This window comes from Oceanisphaera pacifica, from assembly GCF_017498065.1.
Classification (GTDB): domain Bacteria; phylum Pseudomonadota; class Gammaproteobacteria; order Enterobacterales; family Aeromonadaceae; genus Oceanimonas; species Oceanimonas pacifica.
Genome location: NZ_JAGDFX010000007.1, coordinates 125,664 through 142,915, shown reverse-complemented (window position 1 = coordinate 142,915; position 17,252 = coordinate 125,664). Strand labels below are relative to the sequence as shown.

Annotated in this window: 15 protein-coding genes and 1 other annotated feature; all 15 genes read right to left on the bottom strand. The window is 48.2% G+C overall.

All coding sequences use genetic code 11. The features are described 5' to 3' along the window. Positions 1 to 41: 41 nt before the first annotated feature. Complete coding sequence (locus J3U76_RS07660; protein WP_208005373.1) at positions 42 to 1,232, bottom strand: amino acid aminotransferase; 1,191 nt, start codon at positions 1,230 to 1,232, stop codon at positions 42 to 44. 144 nt (positions 1,233 to 1,376) lie between these two features. Beyond that, positions 1,377 to 2,273 (bottom strand): DNA replication terminus site-binding protein, encoded by an 897-nt coding sequence (locus J3U76_RS07655; RefSeq protein WP_208005372.1) that lies wholly within the window; start codon positions 2,271 to 2,273, stop codon positions 1,377 to 1,379. A gap of 103 nt (positions 2,274 to 2,376) precedes the next feature. Continuing rightward, complete coding sequence (locus J3U76_RS07650; protein WP_208005371.1) at positions 2,377 to 3,426, bottom strand: ABC transporter ATP-binding protein; 1,050 nt, start codon at positions 3,424 to 3,426, stop codon at positions 2,377 to 2,379. After that, on the bottom strand, positions 3,395 to 5,017 hold the full coding sequence (locus J3U76_RS07645; RefSeq protein ID WP_208005370.1) for an ABC transporter permease: 1,623 nt from the start codon (positions 5,015 to 5,017) through the stop codon (positions 3,395 to 3,397). The genes J3U76_RS07650 and J3U76_RS07645 overlap by 32 nt, the downstream gene beginning before the upstream one ends. Positions 5,018 to 5,133: 116 nt before the next feature. Then, the gene (locus J3U76_RS07640) at positions 5,134 to 6,147 is read right to left on the bottom strand and encodes an extracellular solute-binding protein (RefSeq protein ID WP_208005369.1); all 1,014 of its coding nucleotides are present in this window, start codon (positions 6,145 to 6,147) and stop codon (positions 5,134 to 5,136) included. A gap of 636 nt (positions 6,148 to 6,783) precedes the next feature. Next, on the bottom strand, positions 6,784 to 7,413 hold the full coding sequence (hisIE, locus tag J3U76_RS07635; RefSeq protein ID WP_341534322.1) for a bifunctional phosphoribosyl-AMP cyclohydrolase/phosphoribosyl-ATP diphosphatase HisIE: 630 nt from the start codon (positions 7,411 to 7,413) through the stop codon (positions 6,784 to 6,786). Then, positions 7,406 to 8,179, bottom strand: coding sequence for an imidazole glycerol phosphate synthase subunit HisF (hisF, locus tag J3U76_RS07630; RefSeq protein ID WP_208005368.1), 774 nt, complete (start codon positions 8,177 to 8,179; stop codon positions 7,406 to 7,408). Before hisF ends, hisIE begins: the two co-directional genes overlap by 8 nt. After that, positions 8,161 to 8,898: a 1-(5-phosphoribosyl)-5-[(5-phosphoribosylamino)methylideneamino]imidazole-4-carboxamide isomerase gene (gene hisA, locus J3U76_RS07625; RefSeq protein ID WP_208005367.1), complete on the bottom strand. Its 738-nt coding sequence runs from the start codon at positions 8,896 to 8,898 to the stop codon at positions 8,161 to 8,163. The genes hisF and hisA overlap by 19 nt, the downstream gene beginning before the upstream one ends. A 2-nt stretch (positions 8,899 to 8,900) precedes the next feature. Beyond that, positions 8,901 to 9,503 (bottom strand): imidazole glycerol phosphate synthase subunit HisH, encoded by a 603-nt coding sequence (gene hisH / locus J3U76_RS07620; RefSeq protein WP_208005366.1) that lies wholly within the window; start codon positions 9,501 to 9,503, stop codon positions 8,901 to 8,903. Beyond that, positions 9,500 to 10,570 carry a bifunctional histidinol-phosphatase/imidazoleglycerol-phosphate dehydratase HisB gene (hisB, locus tag J3U76_RS07615; protein ID WP_208005365.1) on the bottom strand — a complete coding sequence of 357 codons (1,071 nt, stop codon included), beginning with the start codon at positions 10,568 to 10,570 and terminating at the stop codon, positions 9,500 to 9,502. The genes hisH and hisB overlap by 4 nt, the downstream gene beginning before the upstream one ends. Further along, on the bottom strand, positions 10,571 to 11,629 hold the full coding sequence (hisC, locus tag J3U76_RS07610) for a histidinol-phosphate transaminase (protein ID WP_208005364.1): 1,059 nt from the start codon (positions 11,627 to 11,629) through the stop codon (positions 10,571 to 10,573). It abuts the gene before it with no gap. Beyond that, the gene (gene hisD / locus J3U76_RS07605; protein ID WP_208005363.1) at positions 11,626 to 12,921 is read right to left on the bottom strand and encodes a histidinol dehydrogenase; all 1,296 of its coding nucleotides are present in this window, start codon (positions 12,919 to 12,921) and stop codon (positions 11,626 to 11,628) included. Before hisD ends, hisC begins: the two co-directional genes overlap by 4 nt. 3 nt (positions 12,922 to 12,924) lie before the next feature. Beyond that, positions 12,925 to 13,821 carry an ATP phosphoribosyltransferase gene (gene hisG, locus J3U76_RS07600; protein ID WP_243454138.1) on the bottom strand — a complete coding sequence of 299 codons (897 nt, stop codon included), beginning with the start codon at positions 13,819 to 13,821 and terminating at the stop codon, positions 12,925 to 12,927. Positions 13,822 to 13,891: 70 nt separating this feature from the next. Then, positions 13,892 to 14,012 (bottom strand) — a sequence feature (His leader region). 327 nt (positions 14,013 to 14,339) lie between these two features. Further along, a complete protein-coding gene (locus tag J3U76_RS07595) occupies positions 14,340 to 15,347 on the bottom strand; it encodes a TAXI family TRAP transporter solute-binding subunit (protein ID WP_208005361.1) in 1,008 nt (335 codons plus the stop codon). 113 nt (positions 15,348 to 15,460) lie between these two features. After that, positions 15,461 to 17,248, bottom strand: a complete 1,788-nt coding sequence (locus tag J3U76_RS07590) for an ABC transporter ATP-binding protein (RefSeq protein ID WP_208005360.1) — start codon at positions 17,246 to 17,248, stop codon at positions 15,461 to 15,463. Positions 17,249 to 17,252: the final 4 nt, after the last annotated feature.

Sequence of the window (17,252 nt, the reverse complement as noted above, 5' to 3'; positions counted from 1 at the left end):
TGGCTCTGTGTTTTTTATTGTGCGCTTAGCTATTGTTAGTATTAAATAACCGCGGCGATGGCGTCACATAAAGCATCGATGTTTGACTTGGTGATGCCTGCCACGCTAATGCGGCCAGAGCCGACAATGTAGATACCAAATTCGTCTTTTAGGCGTTCAACCTGTGGTTTAGTTAACCCCGAAAACGAAAACATACCGTTTTGGCGAGCAATAAAGCTAAAGTCTTTACTGACGCCACGGCTGGCCAGCTTTTCTACAAACAAGGTACGCATTTCTTGAATGCGATCACGCATTTCAGCCAACTCGACTAACCAGTCTGCATATAGCGCTTCGTCTTCGGCAATCATGGCGATAACGTTGGCACCGTGCGCTGGTGGGTTAGAGTAAATGGCACGAATAATGGTTTTAACTTGGCTGAACGAGGCATTGGCCGCATCGGCATTGTTGGCCACTAATGTGAAAGCACCCACACGCTCGTTATACATACCAAAGTTTTTCGAGAATGAGCTGGCAATCAGCAATTCGGTGTTGTGCTCTGCAAAAACACGCAGGCCATAGGCATCTTCATCTATGCCTTTACCAAAACCTTGATAAGCGAAGTCAAACAAAGGCAACCAGCCTTTTTCAGCAGAGAGTTTAGCCAATTGTTGCCATTGCTCAGGTGTAGGATCTATGCCGGTGGGGTTGTGGCAACAACCGTGTAATAACACCACGTCGCCAGCTTTGGCATGCGCTAAGTCAGCCAGCATGGCATCAAAGTCTAAGTCTTTGGTCTCGGCATTGTAGTAACCGTACTCTTTGATTTCTAAACCAGAAGCGGCAAACACAGCTTTGTGGTTGGCCCAGGTAGGGTTAGAAATCCAAATAGTATTGCTATTAAGTTGGCGCGCAATAAATTCACCGGCAATGCGCAGTGCGCCTGTACCACCCGGTGATTGTGCGGTGCGAGCGCGTTGCTCTTGAATAATGGCGGCATTGTCACCAAACAAGAGCTTTTGTACTACGCCGGCATAGGCGGCAACCCCTTCAATGGCGAGGTAGTTTTTGGTGGTTTGCTCTTCAACCAAGCGCGCTTCTGCTTTTTTAACACAACGCAAAACCGGGGTGTCGCCGGCTTCGTTTTTGTAGATGCCTACGCCCAAGTTTATTTTATTGGTACGAGGATCGTTACGAAAAGTGTCAGTCAGCCCTAGAATAGGGTCGGCCGGTGCAGCGGTGACTTTCTCAAACATAATATATTCAATCCTTGTGAGTAAGAGGGTTAAGTAACGCCTTTCGATAATAGCATAAAAAGTGCGTGATTCCGTTAGTTAAAATGCGGTGATCACTCAATGTATGCGGTGTTTTTTTAACGGATGAGCAGGCTAGGTGATAAATTAGCGTTTGCAATAAATATGTAGCCGAGGGATCAGCGGCTCGTCTTTGGTGGTGGCTGCGCGGCGCTTGCGTACCTGAGCTGGCGGGTAGCTTTCTAGTGCGGTAATGGCGGGTGGCTCATCTTGGCAGAGTAGCAATGGCAGGTGCGCTTTCACTTGCTGCTGGCGCGGGTGTATTTCTTCGCGCCAGCGCACATTCACCATAGGGTGCGTTTTAACCGGGCGGCGCAGTCGTAACTCGGCGGTGTTAGATACGCGTTTAACGTCGTAAATTTCTCTCTCTACCGACTGTAACCAGGTTTGTGCATCTACCAGAGCAGGAGGAGATAAGCGTGCATCGGTAAGTTGTTTAATGAGCGCGTCTTTATCTACCTTTTGAATAATTTGCTTATTTGCCCAAGTAAAGCCTAACCGAGACACCGCATGAGGTAAAAGTACTAAATGGCGATACACCTGCAAGGTGATTAAACCGGGTAGGGTATCGTGTACCAGTGCAAACTTTTGGTCTCGATTACCTGCCTCTTGTACTTGGGCTTTAAATTGGCTTTTTAGTTGATTAATGTGCTCAATTAGCTGATGCAATTGTGGCTTTACTGTGCTGGGTAAAATGAGGTAGCCAGGTAGACGAAAGCTGGCCTTCGTTGAACAATTTGGTTGCATAAACCATTGTTTAAAGCCACTTAGCGCCGCGGCTATGGCTGGGTCACCGTCTAGACTATTGACTGGTATATGCGACACCGTCTCATGTTCATCGCCGCTCGCCACCGCAGGCAGTGTAAAACAGGCAGCCTGAATAGACTGGGTTTGGCCAGTTTCGTTAATAAGCTGAGTCAATGCAGCCATGGCGGCTTCTAACTCACTAAAAGTTTGTGTTAAACGAGCAGCTGAAGTAAACATTTGTTATGCCAACATACATAAGAGTATTGGTAAACTAACAGCCAAGCCAAACAACCGCAAGTCTTCGTTTATAAAGAGCAGAACAGGCTTATTCTTGGTAGCCCTAATACGCCATCACATCACCTATTATTTTTAACCCCATGTACTCCCCCTTAGCATAAGTATGGGCACCGCTAACGCGTATATGTATATGGTGTGCACCGTATTGTGCATTGGTTTTAAGGTGTACTAATGTATTGTGGCCGTAATAGGTGGTGTCAATTACTTGCCCTGCAAGCTGTTGCTCGGTGTGGCAGCAGGGCACAAACTGCTCGGGGCGGATCATAATAATGGCATCTGTTTGCTCATTCGTGCAAACGGGCGCTAAAGGCAGCTTGCCAAAGCTGCAATCAGCTTGGCCCGCTTTAAGTGTGGCTGCTAGGGTTATGGCTTCCCCTACAAAATGAGCGACATCCAAATCTGCAGGGTATTGATAAAGAGTAACTGGATCCGCCACCTGTATGCACTGACCTTGACGCATTACTGCCACTGAGTCTGCCATGGATAAGGCTTCTTCTTGATCGTGTGTGACTAAAATTGCCGTGGCGCCAATTTGACGTAAAGTGGCTTTTACTTCTTCTCGTAGGCTGGCTCTTAATCCGGCATCTAAAGCGGAAAAAGGCTCATCCAGTAATACCAACGAGGGGGCAGGGGCCAATGCCCGTGCCAAGGCGATTCTTTGCTGTTGGCCGCCCGACAACTCATGGGGCATTCGATGCCCTAATCCGTCCATGCCCACCAGTTGTAGCATGTCGTTAACACGCGCCTCTTTTTTGGCTTTGTGTTGATAGTGAGTGTTAGGTAAGCCAAAAGCGATATTATTCGCCACCGTTAAGTGAGGAAATAACACCCCGTGTTGTGGTACATAGCCTATTTTTCTGTGCTCGGGCTTAATGTTGGTCTGCGGGCTAAATAGCGTCTGATCATTAATCATAATGCGCCCAGCATTGGGGGTTTCAAAGCCAGCGATAGAGCGCAGTAAGGTTGTTTTACCACAGCCAGAAGGGCCTAAAACGGCCAGCATTTTTCCTTCATCAAGCGCAAGGCTCACATTGTGTAAGGCGTGTACCTCGCCAAATTGCTTAGACACATTCTGGATGATTAGCTTTTTCATCAATATTGGCCTTGGTAATAGAAAGAGAGGGATTAAGTTGGCGTGGTTGGTTTTGGGTAAAGGTACGCATGGTTAATAAGTATACTGGCAGACCAGACACCAATATTAACAAAGCGGCATAAGGAGCTGAGGCGCCAAACTCGGCATTCGCCGTATGCTCCCACACCTTGGTTGCTAAGGTTTCTACGCCTGTTGGCCTAAGTAATAAAGTAGCAGTCAGCTCTTTCATGATTTGTAAAAACACCAAGGCTAACCCTGCTCCAACGCCTGGGGTGATCAGGGGTAAGGTGATGCGCATAAATACGGTGAGCGGGCCTTTACCTAATGAGCGCGCCACTTCTTCGAGTTGTTGTGAAACTTGCACCAGTGCTGCGCGAATAGAGGACTGTGCCAAGGGTAAATAGAGCATGGCGTAGCCAATTAATAAGAGCAGCGTCGTTTGATAAAACGGATAGGCATAACGAATAGCAAAAAAGACCAGCGTAAGGCCAATGACCAGCCCAGGTAAACTGTGAATAAAATAAGGTAATCGCTCTGCTAGCATGGCCAACTTACCTTGATAGCGCACCGTTAAAAATACCAATGGCAGCGCAAAGCTAATGGCCATTACAGCGCCACCCGCTCCTAGGGTGAGGGTGGTTGATAATGCATTCAGTACCTCACTGATAGACAAGGCGCTTGAGGTTCCCGTTATTAACCAGTAGCTAATAATGCCTAAGGGAACACCGGCGGCGAGCAATATCAGTAGCATTAAGCCAAACATTGCCACTGGCTGCATGGCGCCTAAGGGGATGCAGTCTAGCTGACCAGGGGCACCTTTGCGGGCAATGGCGTATTTCGCTTTGCCACGTACCAGTAGCTCTAATGCTAATAACCCTAAGCACAACAGCAGTAGTACCAAGGTCAGCATGGCAGCGGAGGAGCCGTCGAAGGCTACGTAGTATTGATCAAAAATGGCGGTGGTAAAGGTTTCGTAGTTTAAAAAGGATAAGGCACCAAACTCCCCCAACATATGCAAGGCAATAAGAATCGCGCCACCTAATAAAGACGGCCGTAGTTGGGGTAAAATGACTTTAAAGAAGGTGTGTCTGCGATTAAATCCTAACGAGCGCGAGGTTTCTTCTAATGCAGGATCCATGCCCCTTAGTGCGGCAGCGACCGGCAAATGCACCAGAGGATAATTACATAAAGTGAGAACTAAAATCGCGCCACCAAACCCTTCTAAGCTCGGAAAAATAGACACCCAGCTATAACTACTAATAAAGGCCGGCACGGCAAAGGGCAGGGTGATTAAGGCATTCCACAGCTGGCGCTTAGGCAAGTCGGTGCGCTCAATTAACCAAGCGGTGGTTACGCCAATGACACTGCTGAGCAGTGTGACCACAGTGACCAGCTTTAGGGTATTAAGTAATAAGTCATACACACGGGTGCGAAAGATCAAGCTCAGTGCGCTATCTAGTCCCGCCTCTTGTGCTCGCAAGGCAATATAGAGCAGCGGTAGGCTGGTGAGTAACACCAGCAAAACCACGGGAAAAATTAGGCCCAATGGAATAGCTTGAGTGCGCTTGTTATAAGCGATGGGGTGAGACATGACAGCTCTCAATGTTTATCGGATTTAAAAACCGGATGCTGGGCGTTAATAAACAAGCATGGCCAGAGGCTGCTTATTATACCTCTGGCCAATACGGTGCATTTGCGTAGCACGCTTTATAGCAGACCGACTTCTTGCAGAAGCTCAATGGCCGCTTTACCGTCGCTGTATTCGCCTAAGTCTAATGTATCATTAGGGGGCGTCAGCTCAGAGAAGGGCTTTAGACCATGGGTGTCTACGTCGGTATTCAACGGATATTGTGCACTTTTGTCCGTTAATATTTGCTGACCTTCTTTGCTTGTCGCAAACGCCATAAACTGCTGAGCTTCGTCTTTGTTTTGACTTGAGGCCACAATAGCGGCACCGGAAACCGTCACCAAATCACCTAGATCCTGCGTCCCCATAAAGTACAAGGCAGAATGTAGGTTATCGGCGCCTTTTTCACGGGCCATATTGTCCCAGTAGTAATTATTAATTAATGCAAACGCAATATCGCCGCGCTCTACCGCATCCAGTGCTGCTTTGTTATGGCGATACACCTTGCCGTTTTTACTTAACCCCTCTAACCAAGCGGTGGCTTTTTCTTTACCGTCGAGCTTAATCATGGCTGAAAGTTGTTTTTGAAATGCGCCGCTGGTTTTAACGAAGGCAAATTGATCTTTCCACTTGTCATTCGTTAAGTCGTGCACAGAGGTGGGGAGTTGATCTGGGCTAATATTATCTTTGTTATAGGCAATAACGCGCGACCGAGCAAGCAAGCCCACCCATTTGCCATCAGGATCACGATATTCGGCCGGTATATTGCTTAGCGCTTTGGCATCAATGCTGGTTAGTAAACCTTTATTGGCCAACATAATAAGCGGAGTCGACTCTTCGGTGTAAATAATATCTGCGGGCGAGCGATGTCCTTCTTCTACAATTTGGTGCGCTAACTCGTTGCTTGACCCTTGGCGTGATACCACTTCAATATCGGTTTTGGCACTAAAAGCATCAATTAAGGCAAGGGTGGCGGTTTTATGCTGGCCATTATAAATGGTTAAGGCGGCATTCGCGCTAAGCGGGCTTAGTAGCATCAGTGTGGAGAGAGCAATCGCACTGACTTTTGTGCGGCGAGAAATAGAATTAGGCATGAACAAACATCCTTACTGAGTAGGTAGGGAAGCGCAGGTGACTGTGGATATCAGCATAAATCAGTTAATAAGTGAGTTTTACTGTCGAGTTCCGTGCGGTGAGTTTGCGTCCATGGCAAAATATCGAGTCTTTGATGTGGCTTTACGCTTGCATAATTGGTGTTGATAATAACAATAGTTATCAACACCATAAAAATTTATCATAGTTCGCGCCTGTGTCAAGCATCTTGGGTACTGTTCTTTCGGCGTTATTACTTTTCAGTAGTAAGGGGAGTGCAGGGGTAGGGGATTGTTTGGCTTGTACTTAACATAATGCTGGGCTTGGCGAAGTGAGCCTTTTGTTCGGCCATCAGCCACTGAGTCGCCTGCTAACCCCGTTCACAGGCGGCTTCGCGGCATAGGGGACCATCACATGACAGGGATGTCATGTACTGAGCGCCACAGGGAGGAGCTTGCAGCGTGTCGGTGGAGTAGACCCTTTGTTCGACTTTTTATACAAATAAAAACAGACTAGTTACTTTTCCAGATTGGTATAAACCTGTGATATTTCAGGCTGGTATTACACCAAGCGACAAAAAGCCCCGATATACACGTTTGTATCTCGGGGCTTTTTAGTACTAGTTTGCTGCTGGGCGCTTACTTAACTGTATGTCGTGCTTGCAGCTTGGCAATGACATCACTGAGCTGCAGTTCTTCTTGCTGTAATAACACGGTAAGGTGATAGAGCAAGTCGGCGGACTCGTTGATTAGCTCATTGTGATCGTGCACGGTGGCGGCCAGCGCAGTTTCTACGCCTTCTTCGCCAACTTTTTGCGCAATACGCTTGGTGCCGCTGGCATACAAACTCGCGGTATAGCTTGATGTGGCATCCGCGCCTTTGCGATCAGCAATCACTTGCTCAAGCTCAGACAAAAACACCAAATCGGGCAGGGTTTGCTGGTTAAAGCACGAGGTGTGACCTAAATGGCAGGTTGGGCCTATGGGCTCAACCAATGCCAGCAAGGTGTCGTTATCGCAGTCGGTGCTAATATCGGTAAGCTGTAAGAAATGGCCCGAGCTTTCGCCTTTGGTCCACAAGCGATTTTTAGTGCGACTATAAAACGTGACCTGCTTGCTTGCTAACGTTTGGGCGAGGGCATCTTGATTCATATAACCCAGCATCAGTACACGGCCGCTATGGCAGTCTTGCACAACAACGGGCATCAGGCCGTCAACTTTTTCCCAATCTAGCTGCGCTGGGTTGAACTTGTTAGTGTGATCAGTCACGAATTACGATTCCTTGTTCTCTTAAATACTGCTTCAGTTCATCAATATTAATGATGTTCTTGTGAAATACCGAGGCGGCAAGGGCGCCGTCTACATCGGCTTTTAAGAAGGCATCGCTAAAGTGCAACATTTCGCCGGCACCGCCGGAGGCAATCAATGGCACTTTACAAATTGCGCGCACTTTTTGCAGTTGCTCTAAATCGTAACCCTGGCGTACACCGTCTTGGTTCATCACGTTGAGCACAATTTCACCGGCGCCGCGGCGCTGCACTTCTTCTACCCAGTCGAGGGTGCTCCACTTGGTCACCTGAGTACGGCTTTCGTCACCGGTAAACTGGTGTACTTGATATTGGCCAGTGGTTTCATCAAAGTAAGAGTCAATACCCACCACCACGCACTGCACGCCAAAGGTGTCGGCCAGCTCGGTGATTAAAGCCGGATTGCTGAGAGCGGGAGAGTTGATGGAAATTTTATCAGCACCAAATTCTAAAATTTGTGCCGCATCAGCCACCGACTTTATTCCACCTGCTACGCAAAAAGGAATGTCGATCACTTCTGCCACACGGCTCACCCAGCTTTTATCCACCACGCGGTCTTGGCTGCTGGCGGTAATATCATAAAATACCAGCTCGTCTGCGCCTTCTGCCGCATAACGTTGCGCCAGTGGCACTATGTCGCCAATGATCTCGTGATTGCGAAACTTAACGCCTTTTACCACTAACCCATCTTTAACGTCTAAACAGGGAATTATGCGCTTTGCCAGCATGCGATTGCCTCTTTTACAGTGAATTTACCCTCTAATAGCGAACGACCTAAGATAACACCTGCCACGCCGGTATTGGTGAGGGCCTGAATGTCATCTATATTGCCAATGCCGCCAGAAGCCTGCCACAAAATAGTGGGGTAGCGCGCGGCAAGCTCACGATAAAGCGCCACGTTTGAGCCAGTTAAGGTGCCGTCTTTAGAAATATCGGTACATAACACATGGCACAAACCAGCAGGCAAATAATGCTCAAGCAGGGCTTCTATGGTGATACCGCTGTCTTCTTGCCAACCGGCAATGGCGATTTTCTTTTCGCCGTCGGCAGTAATATTAATATCTAGTGCTAGCACAATGCGGTCGGGGCCGTATTGCTTGATCCAACTGGCCACTAATTCAGGATCTTTCACCGCCGTTGAACCAATCACGACTCGCTGCACGCCTATATCGAGTAGGTCTTTAACGTCTTGTTCGCTACGAATACCACCGCCAATTTGTACTGGAACGGCGGTGTTTTTCACTAAGTCTTTAATGATATCTAGTTGGCGTTGGCTACTGTCTTTGGCACCATCAAGATCAACCAAATGCAATTGAGTCGCGCCTTCTGCCACATACAGGTCAAATTGCTGCTGTGCCGAGGCGGTATACTCGGTTTTTTGCTGGTAATCGCCTTGATATAAGCGCACTACCTTACCGCCAATTAAGTCGATAGCAGGAATGATCATTTTTACAGCTCCAAGAAGTTTTTCAATAATTGTGCGCCCGCCGCCCCAGAGCGTTCGGGGTGAAATTGCACACCAAAGAAATTGGCTTGTGCAATGGCCGCACTAAAGGCTGTGCCGTGATGGCTGGTCGCTAGGGTGTAATCGCCCACGGGAACGGCATAAGAGTGCACAAAGTAGAAAAAGCTACCCTCGGGAATATCTTTAAATAAGGGATGATTAGGCATAGGAGTAATGCTGTTCCAGCCCATGTGTGGTAAACGAATCCCTTCGCTGGCTTCAAGGTGTTGGCATTGTGCGCCAATTAAGCCTAAGCCATCTACATCGCCTTCGTCAGAATGTTGCACCAGCATTTGCATGCCTAAGCAAATGCCCAATACTGGCTGGTGTAGCTGACCGATTAGCTCAATTAAGTTGCGCTCAGCCAGATTTTTCATGGCCTCGCGGGCGCTGCCGACACCGGGCAAGAGCAGTTTATCTGCGTCCAGTAATACCTGATGATCACGACTGACGGTCACCGAGTAGCCTAAGCGCTCTATTGCATAGCGCACCGAGGACAGATTGGCGCAGCCGGTATCAATAATGGCGACCTTTAAGGGGTTGCTCATAATACCCCCTTGCTGGAGGGCAGTTCATTGCCTTCCACTTTAAGCGCTTGGCGCAAGGCGCGGCCAAAGCTCTTAAAGGTGCTTTCTACCATATGGTGGGTATTTTGGCCGGTCACTTTTAGGTGAATATTGCAGGCTAAGCTGTCACTGAGTGAGCGAAAGAAGTGCGGCACCATCTCTACTGACATATCGCCAACCTTGTCTTGGCGAAATTCACCTTCAAAAGACATATAAGGGCGACCGGATAAGTCGAGTGTGACGGCGGCTTCACATTCATCCATGGGCAGCACAAAACCAAACCGACCTATGCCACGTTTATTGCCTAGGGCTTTGCGCATGGCTTCGCCCAGCGCGAGGGCGGTGTCTTCTACCGTGTGGTGATCGTCTATATGTAAATCGCCATCTACTTGCACATTTAGCTGAAAGCCGCCGTGAGTGGCAATTTGATCTAGCATATGATCAAAAAAGTGTAAGCCGGTATTAAGCTGGCTGCCACCTTGGGTATCGAGATCTAGAGAAATCTTAATATCGGTTTCTTTGGTGGTACGAATAACAGCGGCGGTGCGGCCACGGCTTAACAGTTGCGCCACTATTTGTGGCCAACCCAGCCCGTTGTGCCCGTAATGTAAGCCAGGTAAGCCCATGTTTTCGGCTAATTGAATATCGGTTTGCCGATCGCCAATCACCCAAGAGTCGGTAAAGTCGATGCGCCCAGCTTGTAAATAGTCTTTTACTAAGCCTAAGCGTGGCTTGCGACAGGCACAATCATCTTCTTGAAAGTGCGGGCACACTAATACATCTTGAAAGTTCACCCCTTGCGAGGTGAGAATTTGCATCATTAAATTATGCGGGGCATCAAAATCGGCTTGGGGGAAGCTGTTGGTGCCTAAGCCGTCTTGGTTGGTCACCATCACCAGCTTATAGCCACTTTCTTGTAGCTTAAGCAGGGCGGGGATCACGCCGGGTAAAAACGCTAACTTGTCGAGGCGGTCTAACTGCTTATCAACGGCGGGCTCTTCTACCATGGTGCCGTCGCGATCGATAAATAAAATACGTTCCTTAGTCACTTATTGCTCCTGTTGCAGTACCTCAAGTACCGCGTCCATCTCGGTTTGAGTGCCGATGGTGATCCGAATGCAGTCTGCCAAACCAGGTCTGTTGGCAAAGTCACGCAATATAATACCCGCCTTAGCCATGCGTGCAAATAATGCCGCGCCTTGGCTAAAGCGCACTAATAAATAGTTGCCATTAGCGGCAAACACATCTTGTACCTGTGGGTGGGCGCGCAAGTGCTCCCCCAGCGTGTGTTTAAGCTGATTAATTTCAGCCACGCGAGTGTGCATCAGCGCAAGCCCTTGCTCATTTAACGCTTGAGCAGCAATTTGTGCGACCGGCTCAGGAATAGGATAGGGCGGAATAACCTTTAACAATAAGCCAATCACTTCAGGCGTCGCCAAGGTAAAACCACAACGCAAGCCTGCTAAACCAAATGCTTTGGAAAGCGTGCGAATAATCACCAGCTGCGGGTAGTCTGCCAATAAGCGAGCTTGGCTAAACTCAGGGCAAAACTCAATATAAGCTTCATCCACCACCACTAAGGCGCGATCGCGTGCGGCGTCGAGTAAGCGGCATAAATCGCTGCTATCAACCAAGTCGCCGGTGGGGTTATTGGGTGAGCATAAGAAGATGAGCTTAGTGTTATCGAGCTTATCGATAATAGCGTCAACATCAGGTTGACGTTTAGCGTTAAGTGGCACATCAATAATGCCCACGCCATTGGTCTCGGCACTAATGGCGTACATGCCATAGGTGGGCGAGCAGATCACAATATTATCTTGGCCAGGCTCACAAAAGGTACGGATCAGCAGTTCAATCCCTTCATCTCCACCTCGAGTCACTAATAACTGCTCGGGGCTAACGCCGGCATACGCAGCATAAGCATTCACCACCTGTGGTGGCTGACACTCGGGGTAGCGATTAAGGCGTGTGCAATCAAGCTCATAGGTGCCGCACTCAGCAGCTTCGTTGGCATTTAGCCAAATATGACCTTGCCCGCCAATACGGCGAGCAGACTGATAAGGGGTGAGAGCTTGCACTTGTTTGCGAGCTAACAGTGTGATGCTCATGCTGTTGACTTCTCCAGTTTGGCGAGCCGCAGGCTAACCGCATTTTTGTGGGCATCCAGTGTTTCGGTTGCCGCTAATAACTCCACCGCCGAGCCAATGGCTTGTAATCCAGCTGGGGTCAGCTCTTGTACGGTGAAGCGACGTTGGTAATCGGCAATGCCCAAGCTTGAATAGGTACGAGAGTAGCCATAGGTTGGCAGGGTGTGATTTGTGCCACTGGCATAGTCGCCCACCGACTCTGGCGTCCATGCGCCTAAGAATACCGAGCCGGCATTTTTAAGGCGGGGTAATAAGGCGCGCGGATCGGCAGTTTGTACAATTAAGTGCTCGGGTGCATAGGCGTTAGAAATGATGGCCGCTTGCGCTAAGTCGGTACAAATAAAAGTACGGCTTTCAGCCAAGGCTTGGCGCGCAATATCTGAGCGTGATAATTGAGCTAACTGTGCCTCTAATGCCAGGTTCACTTTATCGGCCAGAGGCTGACTGGGGGTCACTAAAATGACTTGTGAGTCGGCACCGTGCTCGGCTTGAGAGAGCAAGTCGGCGGCCACAAAATCGGCGTCGGCATCGGCGTCGGCAATCACTAACACTTCAGAAGGCCCCGCAGGCATATCAATGGCGGCACCATCAACGCTTGATGACACTTGGCGTTTGGCCTCTGTTACCCAGGTATTACCGGGGCCAAAAATCTTATCAACCTTGGTAATGCTCTCGCTACCATAAGCCATGGCCGCCACCGCTTGGGCTCCGCCTAAGGTGTAAATGGCATCCACGCCACAGCGGCGGGCGGTGTAAACAATGGCGTCGTTAATGGGCGGTGGAGAGCAAAGCACAACGCGCTCGCAGCCGGCGAGTCGTGCTGGAATAGCCAGCATCATCACGGTGGAAACCAAAGGTGCTGTGCCACCGGGTACATATAAACCTACTTTTTCTAGGGGCTGAAAATGCAGCTCGCATTGCACCCCTGGGCTGGTTTCTTGGCTAATAGGCGTAGGTAACTGGGCGCGGTGAAAGGTGTCTATATTAGTGATTGCCAGCTCAATGGCCGCTTTTAGCTCGTCGCTAACGCGACTGGCGGCGTTGGCAATTTCTTGTTCCGATAATTGTAAGCTGCTGCGCTCGCATTTATCTAAATTGCGAGTAAGCTCTATTAGGGTGTTATCACCGCCGTGGCGTACTTTATCTATAATGTCTGCCACTTGACCTGCACGACCGCTGTCGGCAAGGGCAGGGCGGCGTAAGGCCGCCGTTTGTTCAGACTCGCTAAGCTGGTTCCAATCAAGAATATTCATGGCTTACTCCATCATCTTCTCGATAGGCAGCACCAAGATAGAGGATGCGCCTAACGCTTTTAAGCCTTCCATGGTTTCCCAGAACATGTCTTCGCTGCTTACCATGTGAATGGCTACCTGATTGCTTTCCCCTGCTAATGACATAATGGTGGGGCGCTCGGCACCGGGCAGTAAATCAATCACTTCTTCTAGGCGATCTTTAGGGGCGTGCAGCATAATATACTTGCTTTCGCGCGCTTGTTGTAAGCCTTGAATACGCGGCAATAGGGTGTCGACCACCGCTTGCTTGCTAGCAGGCAGCGCATTGGCGCTTTGAATAAGGGCGGCTTTAGAGCGGAAGATAACATCAGTTTCAACCAAGCCATTGGCTTCTAAGGTAGCACCGGTAGAAACAAGGTCACAAATGGCCTCGGCGACACCGGCGCGCGGCGCCACTTCAACCGAACCATTGAGCATAACGCTTTTAAATTTTACGCCTTGGCTGTCCATGTAGCGCTTTAATAACCAAGGGTAGGAGGTTGCAATGCGCTTGCCTTCTAAGCTTTTCACGCCTTGATAGTCCAACTCTTGCGCCACGGCTAAGGATAAGCGGCAACCGCCAAAATCGAGGCGTTTTAACACATTATATTCGGCCGCATCGCCTTGGGCTTGGCGTTCCATCACGGTTTCTTCTAGCACGTTTTCACCGACTACGCCCAAATCAACCACACCGTCCATCACTAAGCCAGGAATATCGTCATCACGCACTAATAATAAGTCGATGGGCATGTTTTCGGCGTGGGCAATCAGGCGCTGTTCGCGCAAGTTAAGCTTGACACCACAGCCTTTCAGCATCTTTTGGCACTCTTTACTTAAACGGCCAGATTTTTGAATTGCGATACGTAAACGAGTTTGATCCAGAGTCATGGTGCGATAGTCCTTGTGTGTTACGTGTTAATACAGATAGATAAAAATTTATAATGCCAATAATACGAAAAAACCCTCGGAGCAAAGCTTCCGAGGGTAATATCTTTTATCCTGCTGGAAGCCGCCAAGCGAAAGCCTTCCAGAATATTATTCTGAAAGTCTAATCAATATGATGATGGTGCTTGGTGCTTTGCAGGAAATTCATAAAATAGTGTGGCCTGTCTCTCTAATAGGTCTAGGTCCACATTAACAAGCCCAACCTTATTTGCCAACCCCAGAACCCAATAAAGTTAGTGCGAAGCAGCAGATAATGCTACTGGGATGGCAACTTGAGTGCGGGTTTCATGGTGCTATGTGTGGTTGGTGTTTTATTTTTTAGTGAATAGTCAATGAGTTTTGCTAGCGGGTAGATACTTATTCTTTATGTGAGGGCGCCTGTAGTGTGTTGTACAAGGCGCCTTTGTTTGACCTTTATCGCGAACAAAAATAAAAACAATAACACCTACTTGGTTTTATTGGCGTTTAATATCAGCAAAAGAGGATAAGTCGCCACGCTTGCGGGTGACGACTTGAAAGACCTCGGGATAAAGTTGGCCAATAAAAGCGATATTTTCAACAGCTTGCTCAGCAAAAGCGCCTTTGCCTTGTAGGGCGTTAACCGCAGATACATTCACCGTCATGCCAAGATCCATCTTGCCTTCTCTTAAACTATGCAGGTTTTCTATCGAGGCTTGGGTGGCCACATTGGTAAAGTTAACGCTAGGAAGTTGTTCATTCCAGCGGGTGGTTAATTCACCGCCCAGTGGATAATAGGTGCCTCCTTGGCTACCGGTACCAAAAATAAATTCTTGCTTTGCTCCTGCGGCACTTAATTGGGCAACGGGCAGAGTGACGGTTAACCCTTGCTCTTCATAAAAGCGTTTGGCACCGGGGTGAATCGGGAGGTGACTGCCACCATCAAGTGCATATTTTAAACTTAAAAAGTGAGATTGAGCATGGGGTAAGGGTGCCAAAGTGGCATTATACATAATACGTGCTAGCTGGTAGCCCATTTGGTCATTAATCGTCTGGGTGTTAGCCATTAATACCGCGTAGGCGGTTAATGTTGACACCTCTTTGGTTAAAAACTGATAGCTACTTGTGGGAATAGTAAAGCGTTGATAATCACTGTGTTGTTCAATATCGGCGATAACTTCCTCGGGTAAGCTGAGTAAAGTGACATCGCCAGTGGCGGCTTGTAAGCTTTTAATACCATTGGTGGGTAAGCCTAAAAATGACATAGATATGTCTATACTGCCATCTTGTAGCCCCTTTAAGGCCTTATCAAAGGGTAAAAAATGTGCATTATAGTCATCGTTATTTACCCCATAACTATTCAATACTTGCTGAGACAATTGTTGCGTGGTGCTCGCGTCAGGCCCAAGAGCAATATTGATATTGTTGTTCGGGGTATCGCAGCCACTGAGGCCTAACAGTATGAATATAAAAGCGCTCAGCCTGCGTTGTTGTGTGTTCAACATCTAACCTATCCCTATTTGTTGAAGCGAGTCGGCATGTAACCGACGGTAAGTTACCAACCATAAATGATAAGCCGCCATCACTTAGGCATGGGTGATGGCGGCACGGTTGCTTGTTAAGAATACAAGGTCCGGTATAAGCCATCTTGCGCTAATAGCTCATAATGGGTACCAGATTGGCTGATCTTACCGTCTTCAAATACCAATACCCGATCGGCTTGGCGCACCGAGCTTAAGCGATGTGCCACAATTAACGTGGTTCTCCCTTGGAGAAAGCGAGATAAAGCGACGTGTAATTTGCTTTCTGTGTCTGTATCGAGTGCTGAAGTGGCTTCATCTAAAATAACAATGGCCGGATTTTTAAGTACCATGCGCGCAATGGCCAACCGCTGTTTTTGCCCACCGGATAATTTAATGCCTCGTCGACCTACTTGGGTATTGAGCCCTTGGTCCATATTGGCGACGACATCATCTAATTGAGCCACGGTTAATGCTTGCCATAAGGCGGTGTCGTCATGTTCATCGCCCAAGCTTAAATTAGCCGCGATAGTGTCATTAAATAAAACGGGGTCTTGTAATACGCAGGAGATATGCTCACGTATGGTAGGAAAGCCAATTTCATGACTACTAATACCACCAAAGCGGATAATACCGTCATCAACGGGATACAAGCCCAGTAACAGTTGAATAAAAGTCGATTTGCCACCGCCACTGGCACCGACTAAGGCCACTTTTTCGCCTGCCTTAATGTGTAAACTCACATTATCCAAAATTTTGCGCTCACCGTTATAAGAAAAACTGACGTTTTCTACTGTGATCGGCAAGGTAGTCGCATCGACAAAAGGATCTCTCGTGCCTTGTTGTTCGGGCTCGTCACCTAGAGATAACATGGTGTTGACGCGTTTGAGCGCAGCAGTGGCGGCATAAAAGGAATATTGCATATTGAGCAAGTCTTGTACCGGGCCCATCATAAACCAAAGATAGCTAAACACGGCAAAAATTTGGCCAACGGTCAGCTCGGTATATAATACCATTATCATGCCGGTGGCTCGAAATAGCTCTACTCCCGATAAAAACAGTAAAAAGCTGGCCCGCCCCGCGGCTTCACTCTTCCAAGCATAATCAATGGCACTGTCACGAACGCCACGGGCGCGATCCGTTACCCGCAGTAGATAGTGACGCTCGCGATTAGCGGCGCGTATTTCGTGAATACCATCTAGGGTTTCTATTAAGGCTTGTTGAAACAGTTCAAAGGCGCTGTTTTCGTTGCGTTTTAAATGTTTAACCTTGGCCCCTAATCGGCTCGAAAAATACACCACCACTGGGTTAAGCAGCAAAATAAATAACCCCAGCTGCCAGCTAAGTAATAATAGAACGATGGCGGTCCCTATGACGCTTAGCAAACTAATGAGTAAGCGACTTAAGGTTTCCCCTAAAAATTTATCTAAGGTTTCTACATCGGTCACAAAGTGAGAGCTGACACTGCCTGCGCCTACAGACTCAAAAGAACGTAGCGGAGTACGAGAGAGCTGACGCGCCAATAATTGTCTGATCTGAAACGTCAACTGCTTGGCAACGCGAGCAAATTGGCGCCCCTGAATAATATTAAAGACTAATGATAAAAAGCGAAGCAAGAGAGTGATCACTAATACGGCTAAAATAAAGCCGACACCGGTTTGCCAGCTTGAAGGCAACAACCAGCTTAAGCCTTCAAGCAAGCGCCCAGGACTATCGAGTAAAACTTCATCAACGAGCAATGGCATTAATAAAGGCACAGGAACAGACAGTAATACGCCGCATAACGCAAAAATATGGGCATAAATGAGTGCTGAACGGCGTTTTTGCATCATTTTTATTATGTCAGACCACTGTAAAATGGGCGTCTGTTGATTTTTTTTATCCATCAAT